This window comes from Spinactinospora alkalitolerans (genome assembly GCF_013408795.1).
Lineage (GTDB): Bacteria > Actinomycetota > Actinomycetes > Streptosporangiales > Streptosporangiaceae > Spinactinospora > Spinactinospora alkalitolerans.
Map to the genome: position 1 here is coordinate 5931071 of NZ_JACCCC010000001.1, position 14828 is coordinate 5945898.

A 14828-nucleotide genomic window follows, 5' to 3' on the forward strand; every position below is an offset into this window, starting at 1 on the left:
GTTCACGCCGTGAACAGTCCAACCCCGTCGGCCGCGGCCCAGCGCCCATCGGTGTCCCTGCCCCGCGTCGCCGCGGCGTCGGCGATCGGCACCGCCATCGAGTGGTACGACTTCTTCATCTACGCCCAGGCGGCCGCGCTGGTCCTGAACGCGGTCTTCTTCCCCGAGACCGCCCCGATGACCGGCATCCTGCTGTCGTTCGCCACCCTGGGCGCCGGGTTCGTGGCCCGCCCGCTGGGCGCGGTGCTCTTCGGTCACTGGGGTGACCGCATCGGGCGCAAGAAGACCCTGATCGTGACCCTGGTCACCATGGGCGGTGCGACGTTCGCGATCGGCCTGATGCCCGGCTACGAGCAGATCGGCCTGGCCGCCCCGATCCTGCTCGTGCTGTGCCGGCTCCTCCAAGGGCTGGCCGTCGGCGGCGAGTGGGGCGGCGCCGCACTCATCGGTATCGAGCACGCCCCCGCTCGCAAGAAGACCCTGTACGGCTCCTTCGCCCAACTGGGCTCGCCCATCGGGCTGCTGCTGGCGACCGGGGTTTTCATCGGCACCGGCGCGATCGTCGGCGACGCCGCGATGTCGGACTGGGGGTGGCGCGTTCCGTTCCTGCTCTCGATCATCCTGGTGCCCATCGGGTTCCTCATCCGCAGCAAGATCGCGGAGTCGCCGGAGTTCGAAGAGGCGCTGCGCAACCAGGAGTCGCGCAAGGCGCCGCTGGCCCGCGTGTTTCAGACCCAGTTCACGCAGCTCCTCATCGGCCTCGGCGCGTTCTCCGCCGTCTTCGTCACCTACTACCTGATGACCAGCTTCATGCTGGTCTATGCGACGGAGACGCTGCACATGCCCGCGTCGGTGTCGCAGTCGGCGAACCTGGTCGCCGCGGTGGTGCAGGGCTGCGCCATCGTCATCGCCGCCATGGCGGCGAGCCGGTTCAACCCGCGCGCCATCGCCGCGTTCAGCGCGGTCGGCCTGCTGCTGTGGTCGGGCCCCACGTTCTGGCTGGCCGGCATGGCCGACCCGCTGTACCTGTACGTGGCGGTTGGAGGAGCCATGGTCTTCATCGGCGCCTCCTACAGCGTGCTCGCCGCGGAGGTGGCCCAGCTGTTCAGCCCGGAGAACCGCTACACCGGGGCCTCCCTGAGCTACCACTTCGCCGCGGTCCTGGGCGGCGGGCTGTCGCCGGTGATCGCCACCGCGATGCTCGACGCCACGGGATCGGTGTGGCCGGTCGCGGTGTTTTCCGGCGTGATCGCCTTCGCGATGGCGCTGAGCTGCGCAGTCCTCGCCCGCTTCCAGATCGGCAGCACCCCGGAGGCGGGATGACGCATGACCGCCCGGCCCTCTTCTCCGGGGCGGCGACGGCCCCCGGCTCGACCCGACGCGCACATGTCCGTTTCGCAGTGGTCCTCTCGCCGATCTTGACCTTGTCGGGGTCATTTCAGCGTTGTTAGGCCCCACAAGGTCAAGATCGCCAAAAACGGGCCCCGGCGCTGAGAACCCTGGGCACCGACGGCGACGAGGTCTCGGACCTGGGTCTCCGGGGGATCGGGCCGGTTTCCGGTTGCGGTTACATTCTATGTTGGTTATATTCCTCGCATGGCAACAACATTCGAGGTGCTGGCCGAACCTCGGCGCCGGGAGATCCTCGATCTGCTGCGCGACGGCGAACGCGCCGTCGGCGATCTCGTCGACCGGCTCGCGCTCGCGCAGCCCGCCGTCTCCAAGCATCTGAAGGTGCTGCGGGACGCCGGACTCGTCGACGTCCGGCGCGACGCCCAGCGCCGCTGGTACCGGCTGCGGCCGGAGCCGCTGGTGGAGGTCGACGCCTGGCTCGCGCCCTACCGGCGGTTCTGGGACGAACGCCTCGACGCCCTCGAACGGCACCTGGACACCATGCCGGACAACCCCGGAAGGAAGGACGACTGATGAACGGCACCCTGCGTCGCGTGGGAGACACCTGGGCACTGCGCTTCGAACGGCGCCTCGCGCACCCACCGGAGAAGGTGTGGCGCGCCATCACCGAACCGGAGCACCTCAACCAGTGGTACCCCTTCGCCGCCACAGAGCTCGACCTGCGCGTCGGCGGAGCCATCCGGTTCCGCGACGAGGAGAGCACCGAACTGCGCGCCGAGATCACCGAGCTCCTGCCGCCGAAGGTCTTCGCCTTCCAGGAGTTCGACGAGGAGACCGGCGCCCACGGGCTGCACTTCGAACTGGTGCCCGACGGCGAGGGCTGCCGGCTCGTCTTCACCCACACCTTCGCCGACAGGACCTGGGCCGCACAGACCGAGGCCGGCTGGGTACGCTGCCTCGATGCGCTCACTGGCGTACTGGACGGGCGCTAACGACGTTGTGCGCGATTAGGGGTGGGACGTGCCGGTCTGGACGGTCGGCCCGGATGGGGCCTACCGCTGAACGCAGCGGTCGGAGACCAGCCCGGCGATGGCCGCAGCGGTCTCGGGGAAGTGTTCACGTCGCCCGGTGTAGCGCTGCAAACTGCGCCACTGCTTGGGTTCGGCGATCGCGTGCTCCACACAGATCCGGCCTGAGGACTGGGCCTTGCGCTGGTCCTGCCAGCGCTGCACCTCCTCCTCCGAGGCGTCTTTGCCCGGTTTCTTCGGCGGTCCGCTGACCTGGCCGGGATAGTCACGCACCAGCCCCTGATACCCCGAATCGGCCTCGACTCCCACCCCGGGATACTGCCTCAGGAGGTCATCCACGCCCTCGGTCCGCAGCATGGTCGCATCGTGCATACGCCCGGGCCGAAACGCGCCGAAGAACAGCAGGCGGCCCTTCTCATCGCTGACGGCGGTGGCCTTACCGGTGTTCTGCTTCTTCTTGCCCGAGACGAAGGCCCGGCGTTCGGGACGCTTGGCTCGGGGCCGCCGGACCTGCACCTCGGTACCGTCGACACGCAGGTGCCCCCCGTGGGCGGCGGCGTAGGCGAACACATCAGCCAGGGTGTGCAGCCGCACCCCCGGCGCCTCGGGGGCGGCGCAGCCGCGCGCGGCCAGCAGGGGCCGGATCTCGTGGACGGCGCGGGTGACGGTGGAGCGGTCCGCCCCGTAGAGCGCGGCCAGGGCGGCGTGGGGCAGCTGGAAGCGCAGAATGACCAGGGTAGCGATGACCCGGTCGGTGAACATCAGGGTGTGGCCGGGCCCGGCCCCGGCTGCGCGCTTTCGGCCGTGGCCACGGCGCTGTCGCAGGCGCGAGTCCTGCTGGGCGCTCCAGGGATCGACGAGTTCAGCGATGAGGGCGCCGAGGTGGTGCAGGGCCAGGCCGGTGAGGATAGGCTGAGCGAGAGCCACGCGGGCCCATGTTGATGTCACAGTCCACATGCTCGCGTGGCTCTTTGCGTTGGCGCAAACTCCCGTCGCACCCGACCCTCAGCTATCGCACACCAAGTCGTAAGCGCCGCCCCTCGCCGGTCCCGTCTCGCAGCGGGGTCCCCAGTGAGACGGCACGGGCAGGTCGAGCCGGGCGGTCAGGACCGCGCCAGTGTGGGGACCTCCAGCTCCGCGGTGGCGATCCGGCGGGCGGTGCGCTCGACGAAGACCGTGTCGATCCGGCCGTCGGGGGCGGCTTCGGCGCGCACCGGGATGGTTCCGGAGGGCGTGTCCAGGAGCAGCGGGACGGTCCGGGCCTCCTCGGGCACCACCGTGCCGGGGATGGCGGCCGCCGCGGCGATGGCGACGCAGGCGGTGATGGCCAGGGCGGGATGGGTGCGCCCCATGGACAGCATCCGGGCGGCGATGCCGGCGGCGCCCGCAGCAGCGGGCTCGGGGGCAGGGGCGAGCCACACGAGCTTGGGGACCGCACGGGAGACCTCGTCGGCGACCGAGCGGTGCGCGGAGATCCCCATGAGCTCCGACGCGTGCGCGCGCGCCTGGGCGAGGTCGGCCAGCAGCGTCGGATCGGCGTCCACGTCCACGGGCTCCTCCCCGCCCATGAGGCCGATGTCGGGTCCCCACAGCAGGGCGGCGGGGTTGCCGGCGTCGACGAGTGAGGCGCGCACCGGGCCGCGCCCGGAGCGCAGCTCGTCGACGGGGCGGCCGGTGGGCAGCAGCGACCCCGTCACGGCTCCGGCGGGGTCGACGAAGCCAAGGCCGACGCCGGGCGCGGGAAAGGCGACTCCGGTGATCCGGCTGTCGCCCTCGTTGGTGGCCGCGCCCCCGGGGGTGGGCACGTCCTGCACGATCGTCTTCGCGGTGTTGGTGTTGTACACCGAGACCCGGGTCGTGTCGCCCTCGGGACGCACCCAGCCCTGCTGGACGGCGTAGAGCCCGACGACGGCCGAGCAGTTGCCGCAGTTGTTGCTCCAGTCGACGCGCTCGTCGGCGATGCCGATCTGGGCGAAGGTGTAGTCGACGTGGACTCCGGAGCGCGTTGAGGGGGCGAGGATCACCGCCTTGCTGGTGGTGGAGGTGGCGCCGCCGACGCCGTCGAGCTGGCGGGGGTCGGGGCTGCCGTAAAGCCGCAGCAGTGTCCGGTCACGGTCAAGGCCGAGGCGGTCCAGGACGCGCTCGTCGAAGACCCAGCACTTGCTGGTCCCGCCCCGCATCAGTACCGCTCGAACCTGCATTGGACACCTCCGCGTACGTGATCGGCGAGCCGGACCCCGACGGGCCCGCCGAGGGTTGACCGCAACCGTATCCGATTTGCATACTAATTGCATGCAAAATTCTGCGCCCATCTCCGGCCCCGCGCACAGCGACCGCACCTTCCACATCGGTGTGATCGAGGGGGACGGGATCGGCCCCGAGCTCACCGCCGCCGCCACCGCCGTGCTGGAGGCGGCGCTCAGGCCCCGCGGCGTGCGCCTGGAGTTCCACCTCGAGGACGCCGGGGCCGCCGCCCACCGCCGCACCGGTACCGCACTGCCCGACGGGGCACTGGAGCGCATCCGCGACTATGACGCCCTGATCAAGGGCCCGGTCGGCCTGCCAGACGTACGCCATCCCGACGGCACCGAGGCGGGACTGCTCGGCGGGCTGCTCCGCGGAGGACTGGACGCCTACGCCAACGTCCGGCCGATGCGGCTGCTGCCCGGTGTCTCCGCGCCCACCACGCACCGGCCCGAGGACATCGACTACGTCATCGTCCGGGAGAACACGGAGGGCCTCTACCTCTCGCGTGGGCGCGGGGTGCGCAACGAGCGCGCCGCGAGCGACCAGCTCCTGCTCACCCGTAAGGGGGTGGAGCGCGTCGTGCGCCGGGCCTTCGCCCTGGCCCGCGGGCGCAACGGCGCGCCGGCCGACGGCGTCCGGCGCGTGACCTGCGTCGACAAGGCGAACGTGCTGCGCTCCTTCGCCTTCTTCCGCGACGTGTTCGACGAGGTGGCCGCGAGCCACCCCGACGTCGAGGCCGAGCACCTCCACGCCGACGCCGCGGCGGCCGCCCTGGTGGCCCACCCGGCCCGGTTCGACGTGCTGGTCATGGAAAACCTGCTCGGCGACATCCTCAGCGACCTCGGCGCGGCCACCGTCGGCGGCCTCGGGATGTGCCCCTCCGCCAACCTCGGCGACACCGCGGCCTACTTCGAGCCCATCCACGGCAGCGCGCCGGACATCGCGGGGACGGGGGCGGCCAACCCCACCTCGCAGATCCTGTCGGCGGCCATGCTGCTGGAGCACATCGGTCACGTCGACGAGGCCGGCGCGGTGCGCGCGGCGGTCGCCGGGGCCTACGCGTCCGGCGCGGTGGCCCTGGACGACCGGGGCCGCCCCAAGGGCGGCACCGCCGCGGCGACGGCGGCCGTGCTCGACGGGCTGGGGCGGATGTGACGGCGGTGCGGGGACCAGCGCGCGGGCGGGACGCCACGCCCACCGCCTACCGCGAAGTAGAGTAAGGAGCCCGGGCGTCCCCGCTTGCGGGGGCGCCCCACCGGTATGACGAGCGAAACGGGACGGTCCTGCGGAAGTGAAGAAGCGGGCATGAGCGTCGAAGACAAGCCCTTGCACCCGGTCCGCGGATACCTGCGGTCCAAGCCCAGCCGAGGCAGGACCACCGAGGCCGTCACGGACGCGCTGCGCGAAGCCATCCTCGACGGCGCCCTGGCCCCGTCCACCTGGCTGCGCGAGGACGAGATCGCGGCCACCCTCGACGTGAGCAGGACCCCGGTGCGCGAGGCGCTGCGGCGGCTGGCCGACGAGGGGCTGGCGCACAAGACCGCCCATCACGGGACCGTCGTCTCGCCCATGTCGATGGAGGACATCCTCGCCCTGTACGTGATCCGGGAGAACCTCGAAGGCCTTGCCGCGCGGCTGGCCGCCACCCGAGGCGAGCCCGGCCTCGTCCCGGCGCTGCGCAAGGTGCAGGCGCGGATGGAGGCGCTGGCCGACACCGGCGACGCCGCCGCCCTGTCCCGGCACAACATCACCTTCCACCGACTCATCCGCGAGGCCGCGGGCAACCTCTACCTGGAACGCTTCCTCGGCCAGGCCGAGCAGGCGGTGCGCCGCCTGGCGCCGACCACGTTCGCCTTCCCTGGGCGGGCCGTCACCGGGTGCGCCGAGCACGCCGAGATCATCGAGGCCATCGCCGCCGGCGACCCGGACGCCGCGGAGGAGGCCGGAAAGCGGCACATGCGCAACGCCCGCGAGATCCGCTTCTCCAAGATGATGGGCGCCTGAACCGGCCCGTCACCGCGGCCCCCGCCGCCGGACACCAGCGCGGTGCGGGCGCGGTCCGAGTCGGACCGCGGGCGGCGGTCACAGCAGGAACCCGGGCATGAACCAGCCCTGCGGCAGAGCCATGCCCGCGACGAACTGCAGTACCAGCAGCAGCGCCATGACCGCGACCGTGTACACGGCGATCGCCGGATACCGGAGCCGGGCGACGGCGCGCAGGAACACCGGGACGAACACCGCCGCCGCGAGCACCGCGCCGACCAGGTAGGTGATCGCGAGGAACAGGCAGAGCCAGCCGAACGCGTAGGCCGTCCACCCGAGCTCGCCGCGCCATCTTGAGCCTGAGGCGGGCGAGGCGCGCAGGCGGTAAACCTCGCGTCCGGTTACCACCAGCGCCAGCAGCAGTCCGGCGGTGCACACCAGTTGGGGCACGAGGCGGGCGGAGGGGCTGTAGGCCTGGCTCAGCAGCAGGCCGGCGCCGAAGAGCGCGACGAACAGGGCCGCGGTCGCGGCCGGCCAGGCGGTCCCCTCGAACAGTCCGGTGTCCTGCCCGGCCTCGTGGTCCGCCTCGCCGTGCTCCGCGTTCTCCCCGCCGGTCTCCTGACCCGCGCCGGAGCCGTCGGCGGAGGTGCCGTCACCGCCACCGCCGCCGACGGAGGCGGGGACGCGCTCGTCGGCCGGAGCGTGCGCGTTGCGGCGCCGCGAGGCCCACATGGCGCCCTTGTACAGCAGCGGCGCGGCCAGAAGCCCGGCCATCACCAGGACCGCCGGTCGGCTCATCCACTCGGCCGGGGTGTAGAGGCTGTCGGTGAGGAAGTAGTAGCGCTCCAGCGGGACGCTGAGGACGAACCCGATGAGGAACGGCGCTCGAGGGTAGTCGCACATCTTCATGAACCACCCGATGATCCCCAGCATGAGCATGATCTGCAGGACGCCGAACTCTTGCGCGGCCTGGAACGCGCTGATGAACATGATGACGATCAGCCCGGCCGCGAGGATCGGGAAGCGCACGAAGCTGAGCCGGGCGAGTGGGCCGGCCAGCAGGAAGCACAGCACGGCGCCGAGCACGGCCGCCGCCGCGAACGACCACACGATGGTGTAGACGAGATCGAGGTCTTCGCTGATCAGCGAGGGGCCGGGCTCGACGCCGAATACGAGCAGGGCCCCCAGCAGAAGGGCCGCCGCCGCGCTGCCGGGGATGCCGAACAGCAGCGTCGGGATCAGGTCTCCGGCCGAGATGGAGTTGTTGGCGCTCTCGGGGGCCGCGATGCCCCGCGGGTCGCCCTTGCCGAACCGCCGCTTGTCCTTGGAGGTGGCCACGGCCTGCCCGTAGGCCAGCCAACTGCCCGCCGTCGCGCCGACTCCAGGGAGGATGCCGGCCCACACGCCGACGAGGGCGCCGCGCAACACGTGACCCCAGTACCGCAGCACGTCGCGCACGCCCTGGCCCCAGCCGCCGGTGAGCGCGACACCGTCGGCGATGCTGGTCCTGCGCGCGATCAGCGCCATGATCTCGGCGAGGCCGAACACCCCCAGCGCGACCGCGACCAGATCCAGCCCTTCGGCGAGGAACAGCGAGTCGAAGGTGTAGCGGTATTCGGCTGAGGTGGGCGCCGCGCCGACCTGGCCCAGCAGCAGACCGAAGCAGGCGGCCAGGAGGCCCTTGGCGATGTTGCCGCGGGACAGCAGCGAGGCCAGGGAGATGCCGAGCACCGTCAGCATGAACAGCTCGGGCGAGCCGAACAGCAGGACCAGTGGCCGCGCCGCGACGATCGAGACGGTGAGGCCGAGCGCACCGATGAGGCCGCCGGCGGCCGAGGACACGAACGCGATCGACAGCGCGCGGGAGGCCTGGCCCTTCTTCGCCATGGTGTGGCCGTCAAGGAGGGTGACGCTGGACGAGGCCGAGCCCGGTATGCCGAGTAGGACCGTGCTGATGGTGTCGGAGGTGTGGATGACCGCGGCGGCGCCGATCACCAGCGCCAGGGCCTGCTGGGTCTCCAGGAGGAAGACGAACGGGAGCAGGACCGCCATGGCACCGGTGCCGCCCAGGCCGGGGATCATGCCCATGACCAGGCCGGCGAGGACGCCGATGGCCAGGGTGGCGAGCATGGCGGGGTCGAGGAGTCCGGCTAGTGCGGACAGGGCTGCGTCGATCATTGAGGGACCCGTCTGTTCTGCGGAACTCAGGGGACTGCGGTGGAGGGTCTCTGGAGCGCGCCGGACCTGGGGCGAGGGCGCGCGGAGCCCGGAGGAGGCGTGCGGGCGGAAGCGGCTCAGGCGCCGGAGACGACCGTTCCGTGCTCGGTGGCCAGCAGGTCGAACACGTAGTCGCGAACCTCCGCGGAGACGGTGAGCGCTGAGCGGATCTCCTCCTCGGCCTCGTCGCCGGCGAACACGGGGTAGCCGCCGAGCACCTTGTCGCCTTCGGAGAGGAACTCCTCGTTGTTCTCAAGGCGGCGGACGGCGTTGAAGAAGGGGGCGACGACCGAGTCGGGGGTGTCCTCAGCGACCCAGATCCCTTTCTGGTAGGAGAAGCCGGCGGCGAGGAAGGTGCGGTAGGCGTCCCAGGCAAGACCGGAGGGCGCGTCGCCGTGCACGTCCTCGTAGACATCGCGGACGCTGGGCAGGTCAGGGAGCGCGGGGTCGCCCACCACCTCGCCCGAGGGGGCGAGCCGGCCGAAGGACATCAGCGGGGTGGCGCGCCCGTCGGCGATCAAGGGCTCGACCTGGGTGAAGTAGGCCGAGGTCGTCTGGTAGTCGAGGTTGAGCTCCCCGCGTTCCAGCGCCAGGCGGGCGGGGCCGCGCCCCTCCAGGCCGAACACGCTCCGCACATCGAGGCCCAGCACGTCGAAGGCGAGCAGGACGCTGAGGTCGAGCCCGGTGGGGCTGATGCCGCCGTAGCGCAGGTCGGCGCCCTCGGAGAAGAGGTCGCCGATCCCGTGGATCCCTGCGTGGGCGGCACCGTAGACGACGCCACCGCCGGCGTTGATCACCAGGGGGCGCAGGCGGGAGAAGTCGAACTCCACCTCGGGGCGTCCGAGGAGGTACTGGAAGTAGGTGGTCCCGGAGGCCACGAGCACGGAGGAGCCGTCGTTGGCGGCCTCGCGCGCATAGCGGTTGGAGCCGATGATGCTCTCCCCGCCGGGCAGGTTCTCCGGGAGCATCCGGCAGGGGGTGTCCATGGCGCCGGTGAGGTTGGGGCCCAGGAACCGGGCCCAGACGTCGGTCCCCCCGCCCTCGGCGTAGGGGATGACCATCCGGACCTGCTCGGGAAGGGTGTCGCCCTCGGTGGCGACCGCCGCGGCGCGGTGCGGTGCGGGTGTGGCGCATCCGGCGAGCGTCAGCAACGGTAGGGACAGGGCGCCCAGGGCCCGGCGCCGGGTCAGCGAACCTGGCATGGTCGGGTCCACCTCCCGTTCCTAATTGGATTCAGATTGGATACATCTTGCACGCAACTCGATGTGATGTAAACCCTGATCCCCGAAAAAGGAGGGGAACGGACTGCGGAGCCGACCCGGCGCCCGGCCGGGGCGCGGGTCAGCCCCGCCGAGCCGCCGCGCCCGCGGCGGCTCCGGCGCGGCGGCCGAACACGGCGCCGGCGATCAGGCCGGAACCGCCCGGATAGTTGCCCGAGAACAGCCCGCCGACGATCTCACCGGCCGCGTACAGCCCTGGAATCGGCGCGCCCGCCGTGTCGATGACGCCGGCGGAGCCGGGGGCGATCCGCAGCCCGCCGAAGGTGAAAGTGATCCCGCAGGCCACCGCGTAGCCGTAGTAGGGCGGGGAGTCGACCTGGAGCGCCCAGTTGGACTTGGGCGGCCGCACGTGCGCGGCCCGGCCGTCCTTGACGGAGGGGGTGAACTCGGGGCCGTGGACCGAGGCGTTGAAGCGCTCCACCGTACGGGTCAGCCCGCCGGGGTCGATGCCCAGCTCCGCGGCGAGCTCCTCCAGCGAGTCGGCGGTGGCGCCGGTGATGGCGTCGTTGTCGTACTCGTGCGCGCGCAGCAGCGGGCGGGTCTTGGCGTCGAAGATCTGGAAGGCGCGGCCGCCGGGCTGGCGCAGCACCTTCCGCCCGTACTTGGCGTAGGTGTAGTTGCGGTAGTCGGCCCCCTCATCGATGAAGCGCTCCCCGTCCTGGTTGACCACGATGCCCACCGGGTAGCTCTGCCGGGTCAGCCCGTTGGTCAGGTCGCGCTCGCCGCCTTCGGGCGGGGCGCCCGCGTCCCACTGCACGCTGTGGCAGGAGGACCAGTCGCCGTGCGGGGCGGCGCCGTGAGCCAAGGCCAGTCCCAGCACCTCCCCGGTGTTGAGCGGGGTTCCGCGCACGAGCGCGCGTTCCCAGCCCTCGCCGAGGTGCTTGCGGCGCAGGTCGGCACTGGACTCGAAGCCGCCGGCGGCCAGCACCACGGCTCCGGCCGCGATCCGCCGCTCCTCGCCGTCCTCCCCGCGCACCGCGACCCCCGTGACCGCCGGGCCCTCGCGCAGCAGGTCGGTCACCCGGGCGCCGTAGCGGATCTCGACGCCGCTCGCCCGCGCCGCCTCGGTGTGCTGGGCGACCAGGCCCTTGCCGCCGCCAACGGTGCCCAGGGCGAGTCCGCCGAAAAAGACCCAGACGCCGTCCTCCAGGTAGGTCTGGCGCTGGTAGAGCAGCTCCCAGCGCAGACCCTTCTCCAGGAGCCAGCGCACGGTCGCCGCGCTGTCGTCGACCATCACGCGGGTCATCTCCGGATCGTTGCGCCCATCGGTGACGCGCTCCATGTCGGCGGTGAAGGCGGAGACCGGGTAGGCGGGCAGGCGTGTGGAGTCGAGTCGCTCGTCGCAGGGGTCGTCCAGCAGTGGCCGCACGTCGGCGAGCCCGCCGTGGGCCAGCCGGAACGCACCGGCCGTGTAGTAGGAGTTGCCGCCGGCCTCGGCTTCGGGGGCCTTCTCGAGAACGAGCACGGAGGCCCCGTTCTCCCTGGCGGAGTGGGCCGCCGAAAAGGCGGCGTTGCCGCCGCCGACGACGACCACGTCGTAACGCTCCCCGTCGGCGGGGGTCCTGCTGTGGGGCATGCGGGCGCCTCTCTTCATCGGATGCGACGTTGGACTTATTGAGGTGGTCTCAGCAAGGGAAGGGCCCGAAGGCGCCTCCCGGACCTCCTGGGCCACAGGCCACCCGGCCCGGCTGGTCGGCGACAGCCGGAACAGGCCCACTGCGGTCCAGGAGGCATCGGGCGGGCTCCCCCGCTGCCGCCCCTCACTGCGACCACCTAATTGTATCCGGATTGCATGCAATCCTGTGAGGGTGACGATCAGGATGCCGATATACCGTGACGGCATGCGCGATCCGCTGACCCTCGCGGTGGCCCAACCGCGACTCATCTCCCACGACGTCGCGGCGAACGCGATGGCCCACGCGGCGGCGGTTCGCTCGGCCGGTGCCCGGATCGTCGCCTTTCCCGAACTCTCCCTGACCGGATACGAGCTGGAGTCCCCGGCGCTCACAGCCGAGGACCCCCGACTCACGCCCATCGTCGGCGCCTGCGCCGAGTCGGGCGCGTTGGCGCTGGTGGGCGCCCCTGTGTTCGGCGAGGGGGAGCGGTCGCACATCGCGGCGCTGGCCGTCGACGGCACCGGAGCCACCGTGGCCTACCACAAGATGTGGTTGGGAACGACCGAGTCTCACCGGTTCGCCCCGGGCGACACGCCGGCCGTGCTGGAGGTCGACGGCTGGCGGCTCGGTCTCGCCGTCTGCAAGGACACCGGGGTTCCGCGGCACGCGGCGGACACCGCCGCCTTGGGCACCGACGCCTATGTCGCGGCCACCGTGAAGACCGCGGACGAGGCGGCCCTCCAGATCGAGCGAGCCCGTCGCGTCGCCATCGATCACCGGGTGTGGGTCGCGATCGCCAGTTTCGCGGGGGCGACCGGCGGCGGGTTCTCCAGCACCGCCGGCCGTTCCGGCGTCTGGAGGCCCGGTGGTGCCGTGGTGGCCCAGGCGGGGCCCGAGAGCGACGCCATCGCGCGCGACGCTCAGCTGACCACGGCACCAACGCCGATCTCCGGCCCGCCTGTTGACCCGCCGCCCGCACTCCCGGTTATCCACGTGACAGGGCGTGCCACCTCGATGATCCGGTCCGTTCCTCCCCCGATCTCCACCACCGTCTCAATCCAGGTCGTGCAGGAAGGCGAGCAGCGCCGCGGCGAGCTCGGCGGGGCCGTCCTCATGCACAAGGTGGCCGGCTCCGGGGATGGTGTGGAGCCGCGCACCGGGGATGCGGGAGGCGAGCTCACGGCCCCGCTCCACCGGAACCCAGGTGTCGTCCTCGCCCCAGCAGACCATGACGGGGATGGTGATCGTGTCGTATCTGTCCTGCATCGCGTCGGTGTAGCGCTGGTCATCAAGGCGTGCGGTGATCTGGCGGTAGAAGGCCGCCTGCCCGCCGTCGGCGAGCCATGGCTCGATCAGCGCATCAAGGGTGGCCGGGTGCAGCCCGGGGCCGCTGGCCGAGTTCACGTACTCACGCACCAAGGCGCCGTGCAACGGGGGCGGGAGTCGGTCGAACACCGCGGCATGCTCGCCGACCAGCCGGGAGAACGGACTCCCCCAGGGAGCCAGGGAGACGGCGTCGACCAGGGCAAGCCGGCGGTAGTGCGCGTCGTGCAGCAGATGGGCGCCCAGCGCGATAGCCCCGCCGGAGTCATGGGCCGCCACCAGGGGGCGGGTCAGTCTCCAGTGCTCCAGAAGCTCGGCGAAGACCCCGCCCAGCGCGGCCAGGGAGAGGTCTTGGTCCTCGGACTTCTCCGAGAGCCCGTAGCCGGGCATGTCCCACACATGGACCCGGTGGTGGCGTGCCAGTGCGCGGGCGATGCCGCGCCAGATGAACGAGGAGAACGGCGTGCCGTGCAGCAGCACGACGGCCTCTCCGTCCGGATTGCCGAAGCGGTCCCAGCGGACCATGCCCGAGGAGCTGCGGTAGGTGTTGTTCAGCTGCCAATCTCCCATGGCGCCGCCCTCTTTCTCCGGTATGTGTGCACATCTGTGTGCCCAGCGACCGCGTGCGTGGCGCGGCCGGTCTCCGGAACCTACCTCCCTGTGCCCTGCCGGCCCTGATAGCGACGACCTTCCTCGCACCGCCGGCGGTGCTGTGGCTCGGATTCTGGACGTCGGCGCTCTCCGAACCCCCGAGTGCTTCATGACACTGACGGATGCGGCCCAGTTCCAATGCGAGCGGGCCCGCCCGGCGCGGGCATCATGATCTGACGCCGACCTTTGTCCTGGCCGGATTGGCCGTACTGCCGATCCCGGTGACCATCGCCGCGTGGCGGTGGCGGAGGCGGGCCCTGGTGCGCTGGGCCGCTCTCGCCCTCGCCATCGCGGTTCCGGTAATCGGCACGCTGATCATTTAGGCGTGGGGCGGCCCACTCCGTGGAGACGTGCCGGCCGACCGCATCGCGGACGTGGCAGCCACGACCAGGCCGCCTCTCGTCGGAATGCTGCACCAGGGAGGGCCCGAGCCACTCGAACTGCTCGAGCAGGCCGGGGAGGAAGCCGGGGTCGATAAATACACGCTGGCCGCCGAACGCGTCCTGGGAAGGCCGCTCGGCCGTCCTCCTCAGGCGACGGAGTCGCGGCAGATGATGGGGCTCACGGCTCGATGAGAGTAAGACCCTCTCATCGAACTTTGACCGCCGCGTTCGTGGGGTGGGGTTTCCAGGGCTCGGACCTGCTGTGCCGCCGACGGCTTGCGCGCACTGCGACAGCCGGCCCCCTGGACGAACGCGATCGTCGAACATCAGCGATGCGAACAGCCACTCTGCGAGCGTCGATGTCGGCTCTTGAGTTTTGGACGGAGGCGGCGCGGCAGGTTCCGCGCCTCTGCGGCACCGGGTCGGCCGGGGCGGCACTGTGACGCTCCCTGCGGGGCCGGGGTGCCGTGGCGGGGGTGAAAACCCGTTAGGCTTACATGAGCGTGTGTGGCACGGTATGTGGTACGCGCGAGGGCCCTTAGCTCAACTGGCAGAGCAGCGGACTTTTAATCCGCGGGTTCAGGGTTCGATCCCCTGGGGGCCCACTTCTAGACATCCGCTTCACCCGGGCGTTCTTCCTTCCGGAAGGGCGCCCGTTCTCGTTCTCCCCGCTTTGGGAGCCCGTAGGGAGCCCGAGAGTGCTGGGAGTGCCCCCCGAAGCGGCCCGCGGGACCAACGCCGCCGACG

12 protein-coding genes, 1 tRNA gene and 1 pseudogene are annotated in these 14828 nt (G+C 71.5%); 8 read left to right on the forward strand and 6 right to left on the reverse strand.

The window, feature by feature from the left end; translation table 11 throughout:
* The first annotated feature begins 9 nt into the window (after positions 1–9).
* The 3 genes from HDA32_RS26475 to HDA32_RS26485 all read left to right on the forward strand — a co-directional run bounded on the left by HDA32_RS26475 (position 10) and on the right by HDA32_RS26485 (position 2345).
* Complete coding sequence (locus tag HDA32_RS26475) at positions 10–1323, forward strand: MFS transporter (protein WP_179645737.1); 1314 nt, start codon at positions 10–12, stop codon at positions 1321–1323.
* A 273-nt stretch (positions 1324–1596) separates the two neighbouring features.
* Entirely contained in the window at positions 1597–1926 is a 330-nt protein-coding gene (locus tag HDA32_RS26480; protein ID WP_179645738.1) for an ArsR/SmtB family transcription factor, read from the forward strand.
* Complete coding sequence (locus tag HDA32_RS26485; protein ID WP_179645739.1) at positions 1926–2345, forward strand: SRPBCC family protein; 420 nt, start codon at positions 1926–1928, stop codon at positions 2343–2345. Before HDA32_RS26480 ends, HDA32_RS26485 begins: the two co-directional genes overlap by 1 nt.
* Positions 2346–2405: 60 nt before the next feature.
* Here the strand turns inward: HDA32_RS26485 and HDA32_RS26490 are convergent, their stop codons facing one another.
* Both HDA32_RS26490 and HDA32_RS26495 read right to left on the reverse strand, forming a co-directional pair.
* On the reverse strand, positions 2406–3308 hold the full coding sequence (locus HDA32_RS26490; RefSeq protein ID WP_218882607.1) for a transposase family protein: 903 nt from the start codon (positions 3306–3308) through the stop codon (positions 2406–2408).
* 176 nt (positions 3309–3484) lie between these two features.
* On the reverse strand, positions 3485–4582 hold the full coding sequence (locus HDA32_RS26495; protein WP_179645741.1) for a PrpF domain-containing protein: 1098 nt from the start codon (positions 4580–4582) through the stop codon (positions 3485–3487).
* A 91-nt stretch (positions 4583–4673) separates the two neighbouring features.
* On the opposite strand from HDA32_RS26495, the gene HDA32_RS26500 reads away from it, so the two are divergent.
* Positions 4674–5783: an isocitrate/isopropylmalate dehydrogenase family protein gene (locus HDA32_RS26500; RefSeq protein WP_179645742.1), complete on the forward strand. Its 1110-nt coding sequence runs from the start codon at positions 4674–4676 to the stop codon at positions 5781–5783.
* Positions 5784–5933: 150 nt separating this feature from the next.
* The gene (locus HDA32_RS26505; protein WP_179645743.1) at positions 5934–6632 is read left to right on the forward strand and encodes a GntR family transcriptional regulator; all 699 of its coding nucleotides are present in this window, start codon (positions 5934–5936) and stop codon (positions 6630–6632) included.
* 78 nt (positions 6633–6710) lie between these two features.
* On the opposite strand, the gene HDA32_RS26510 is transcribed toward HDA32_RS26505, so the two are convergent.
* The 3 genes from HDA32_RS26510 to tcuA all read right to left on the reverse strand — a co-directional run bounded on the left by HDA32_RS26510 (position 6711) and on the right by tcuA (position 11684).
* Complete coding sequence (locus tag HDA32_RS26510; RefSeq protein WP_179645744.1) at positions 6711–8789, reverse strand: tripartite tricarboxylate transporter permease; 2079 nt, start codon at positions 8787–8789, stop codon at positions 6711–6713.
* Between the two features lie 116 nt (positions 8790–8905).
* On the reverse strand, positions 8906–10030 hold the full coding sequence (locus HDA32_RS26515) for a type 2 periplasmic-binding domain-containing protein (RefSeq protein WP_179645745.1): 1125 nt from the start codon (positions 10028–10030) through the stop codon (positions 8906–8908).
* Positions 10031–10169: 139 nt separating this feature from the next.
* Positions 10170–11684: an FAD-dependent tricarballylate dehydrogenase TcuA gene (gene tcuA / locus HDA32_RS26520; RefSeq protein ID WP_179645746.1), complete on the reverse strand. Its 1515-nt coding sequence runs from the start codon at positions 11682–11684 to the stop codon at positions 10170–10172.
* 265 nt (positions 11685–11949) lie between these two features.
* On the opposite strand from tcuA, the pseudogene HDA32_RS26525 reads away from it, so the two are divergent.
* Positions 11950–12618, forward strand: a pseudogene (locus HDA32_RS26525) (carbon-nitrogen hydrolase family protein); the annotation flags it as partial.
* A 159-nt stretch (positions 12619–12777) separates the two neighbouring features.
* Here HDA32_RS26525 and HDA32_RS26530 read toward each other — a convergent pair.
* Positions 12778–13617, reverse strand: a complete 840-nt coding sequence (locus HDA32_RS26530) for an alpha/beta fold hydrolase (protein WP_179645747.1) — start codon at positions 13615–13617, stop codon at positions 12778–12780.
* A gap of 455 nt (positions 13618–14072) precedes the next feature.
* Here HDA32_RS26530 and HDA32_RS26535 point away from each other — a divergent pair, with 455 nt between their 5' ends.
* Together HDA32_RS26535 and HDA32_RS26540 are read left to right on the forward strand one after the other, a co-directional pair.
* Complete coding sequence (locus HDA32_RS26535; protein WP_179645748.1) at positions 14073–14273, forward strand: hypothetical protein; 201 nt, start codon at positions 14073–14075, stop codon at positions 14271–14273.
* 340 nt (positions 14274–14613) lie between these two features.
* A tRNA-Lys gene (locus HDA32_RS26540) sits at positions 14614–14686 on the forward strand.
* The last annotated feature ends 142 nt before the right edge of the window (positions 14687–14828 follow it).

Excerpts from the sequence above, each read along its gene's own strand:
- HDA32_RS26480 (WP_179645738.1), top strand. The coding sequence starts at position 1,597 with ATGGCAACAACATTCGAGGTGCTGGCCGAACCTCGGCGCCGGGAGATC.
- HDA32_RS26485 (WP_179645739.1), top strand. The coding sequence starts at position 1,926 with ATGAACGGCACCCTGCGTCGCGTGGGAGACACCTGGGCACTGCGCTTC.
- HDA32_RS26495 (WP_179645741.1), bottom strand. The coding sequence starts at position 4,582 with ATGCAGGTTCGAGCGGTACTGATGCGGGGCGGGACCAGCAAGTGCTGG.
- HDA32_RS26500 (WP_179645742.1), top strand. The coding sequence starts at position 4,674 with ATGCAAAATTCTGCGCCCATCTCCGGCCCCGCGCACAGCGACCGCACC.
- HDA32_RS26505 (WP_179645743.1), top strand. The coding sequence starts at position 5,934 with ATGAGCGTCGAAGACAAGCCCTTGCACCCGGTCCGCGGATACCTGCGG.
- HDA32_RS26510 (WP_179645744.1), bottom strand. The coding sequence starts at position 8,789 with ATGATCGACGCAGCCCTGTCCGCACTAGCCGGACTCCTCGACCCCGCC.
- HDA32_RS26515 (WP_179645745.1), bottom strand. The coding sequence starts at position 10,030 with ATGCCAGGTTCGCTGACCCGGCGCCGGGCCCTGGGCGCCCTGTCCCTA.
- tcuA (WP_179645746.1), bottom strand. The coding sequence starts at position 11,684 with ATGCCCCACAGCAGGACCCCCGCCGACGGGGAGCGTTACGACGTGGTC.
- HDA32_RS26530 (WP_179645747.1), bottom strand. The coding sequence starts at position 13,617 with ATGGGAGATTGGCAGCTGAACAACACCTACCGCAGCTCCTCGGGCATG.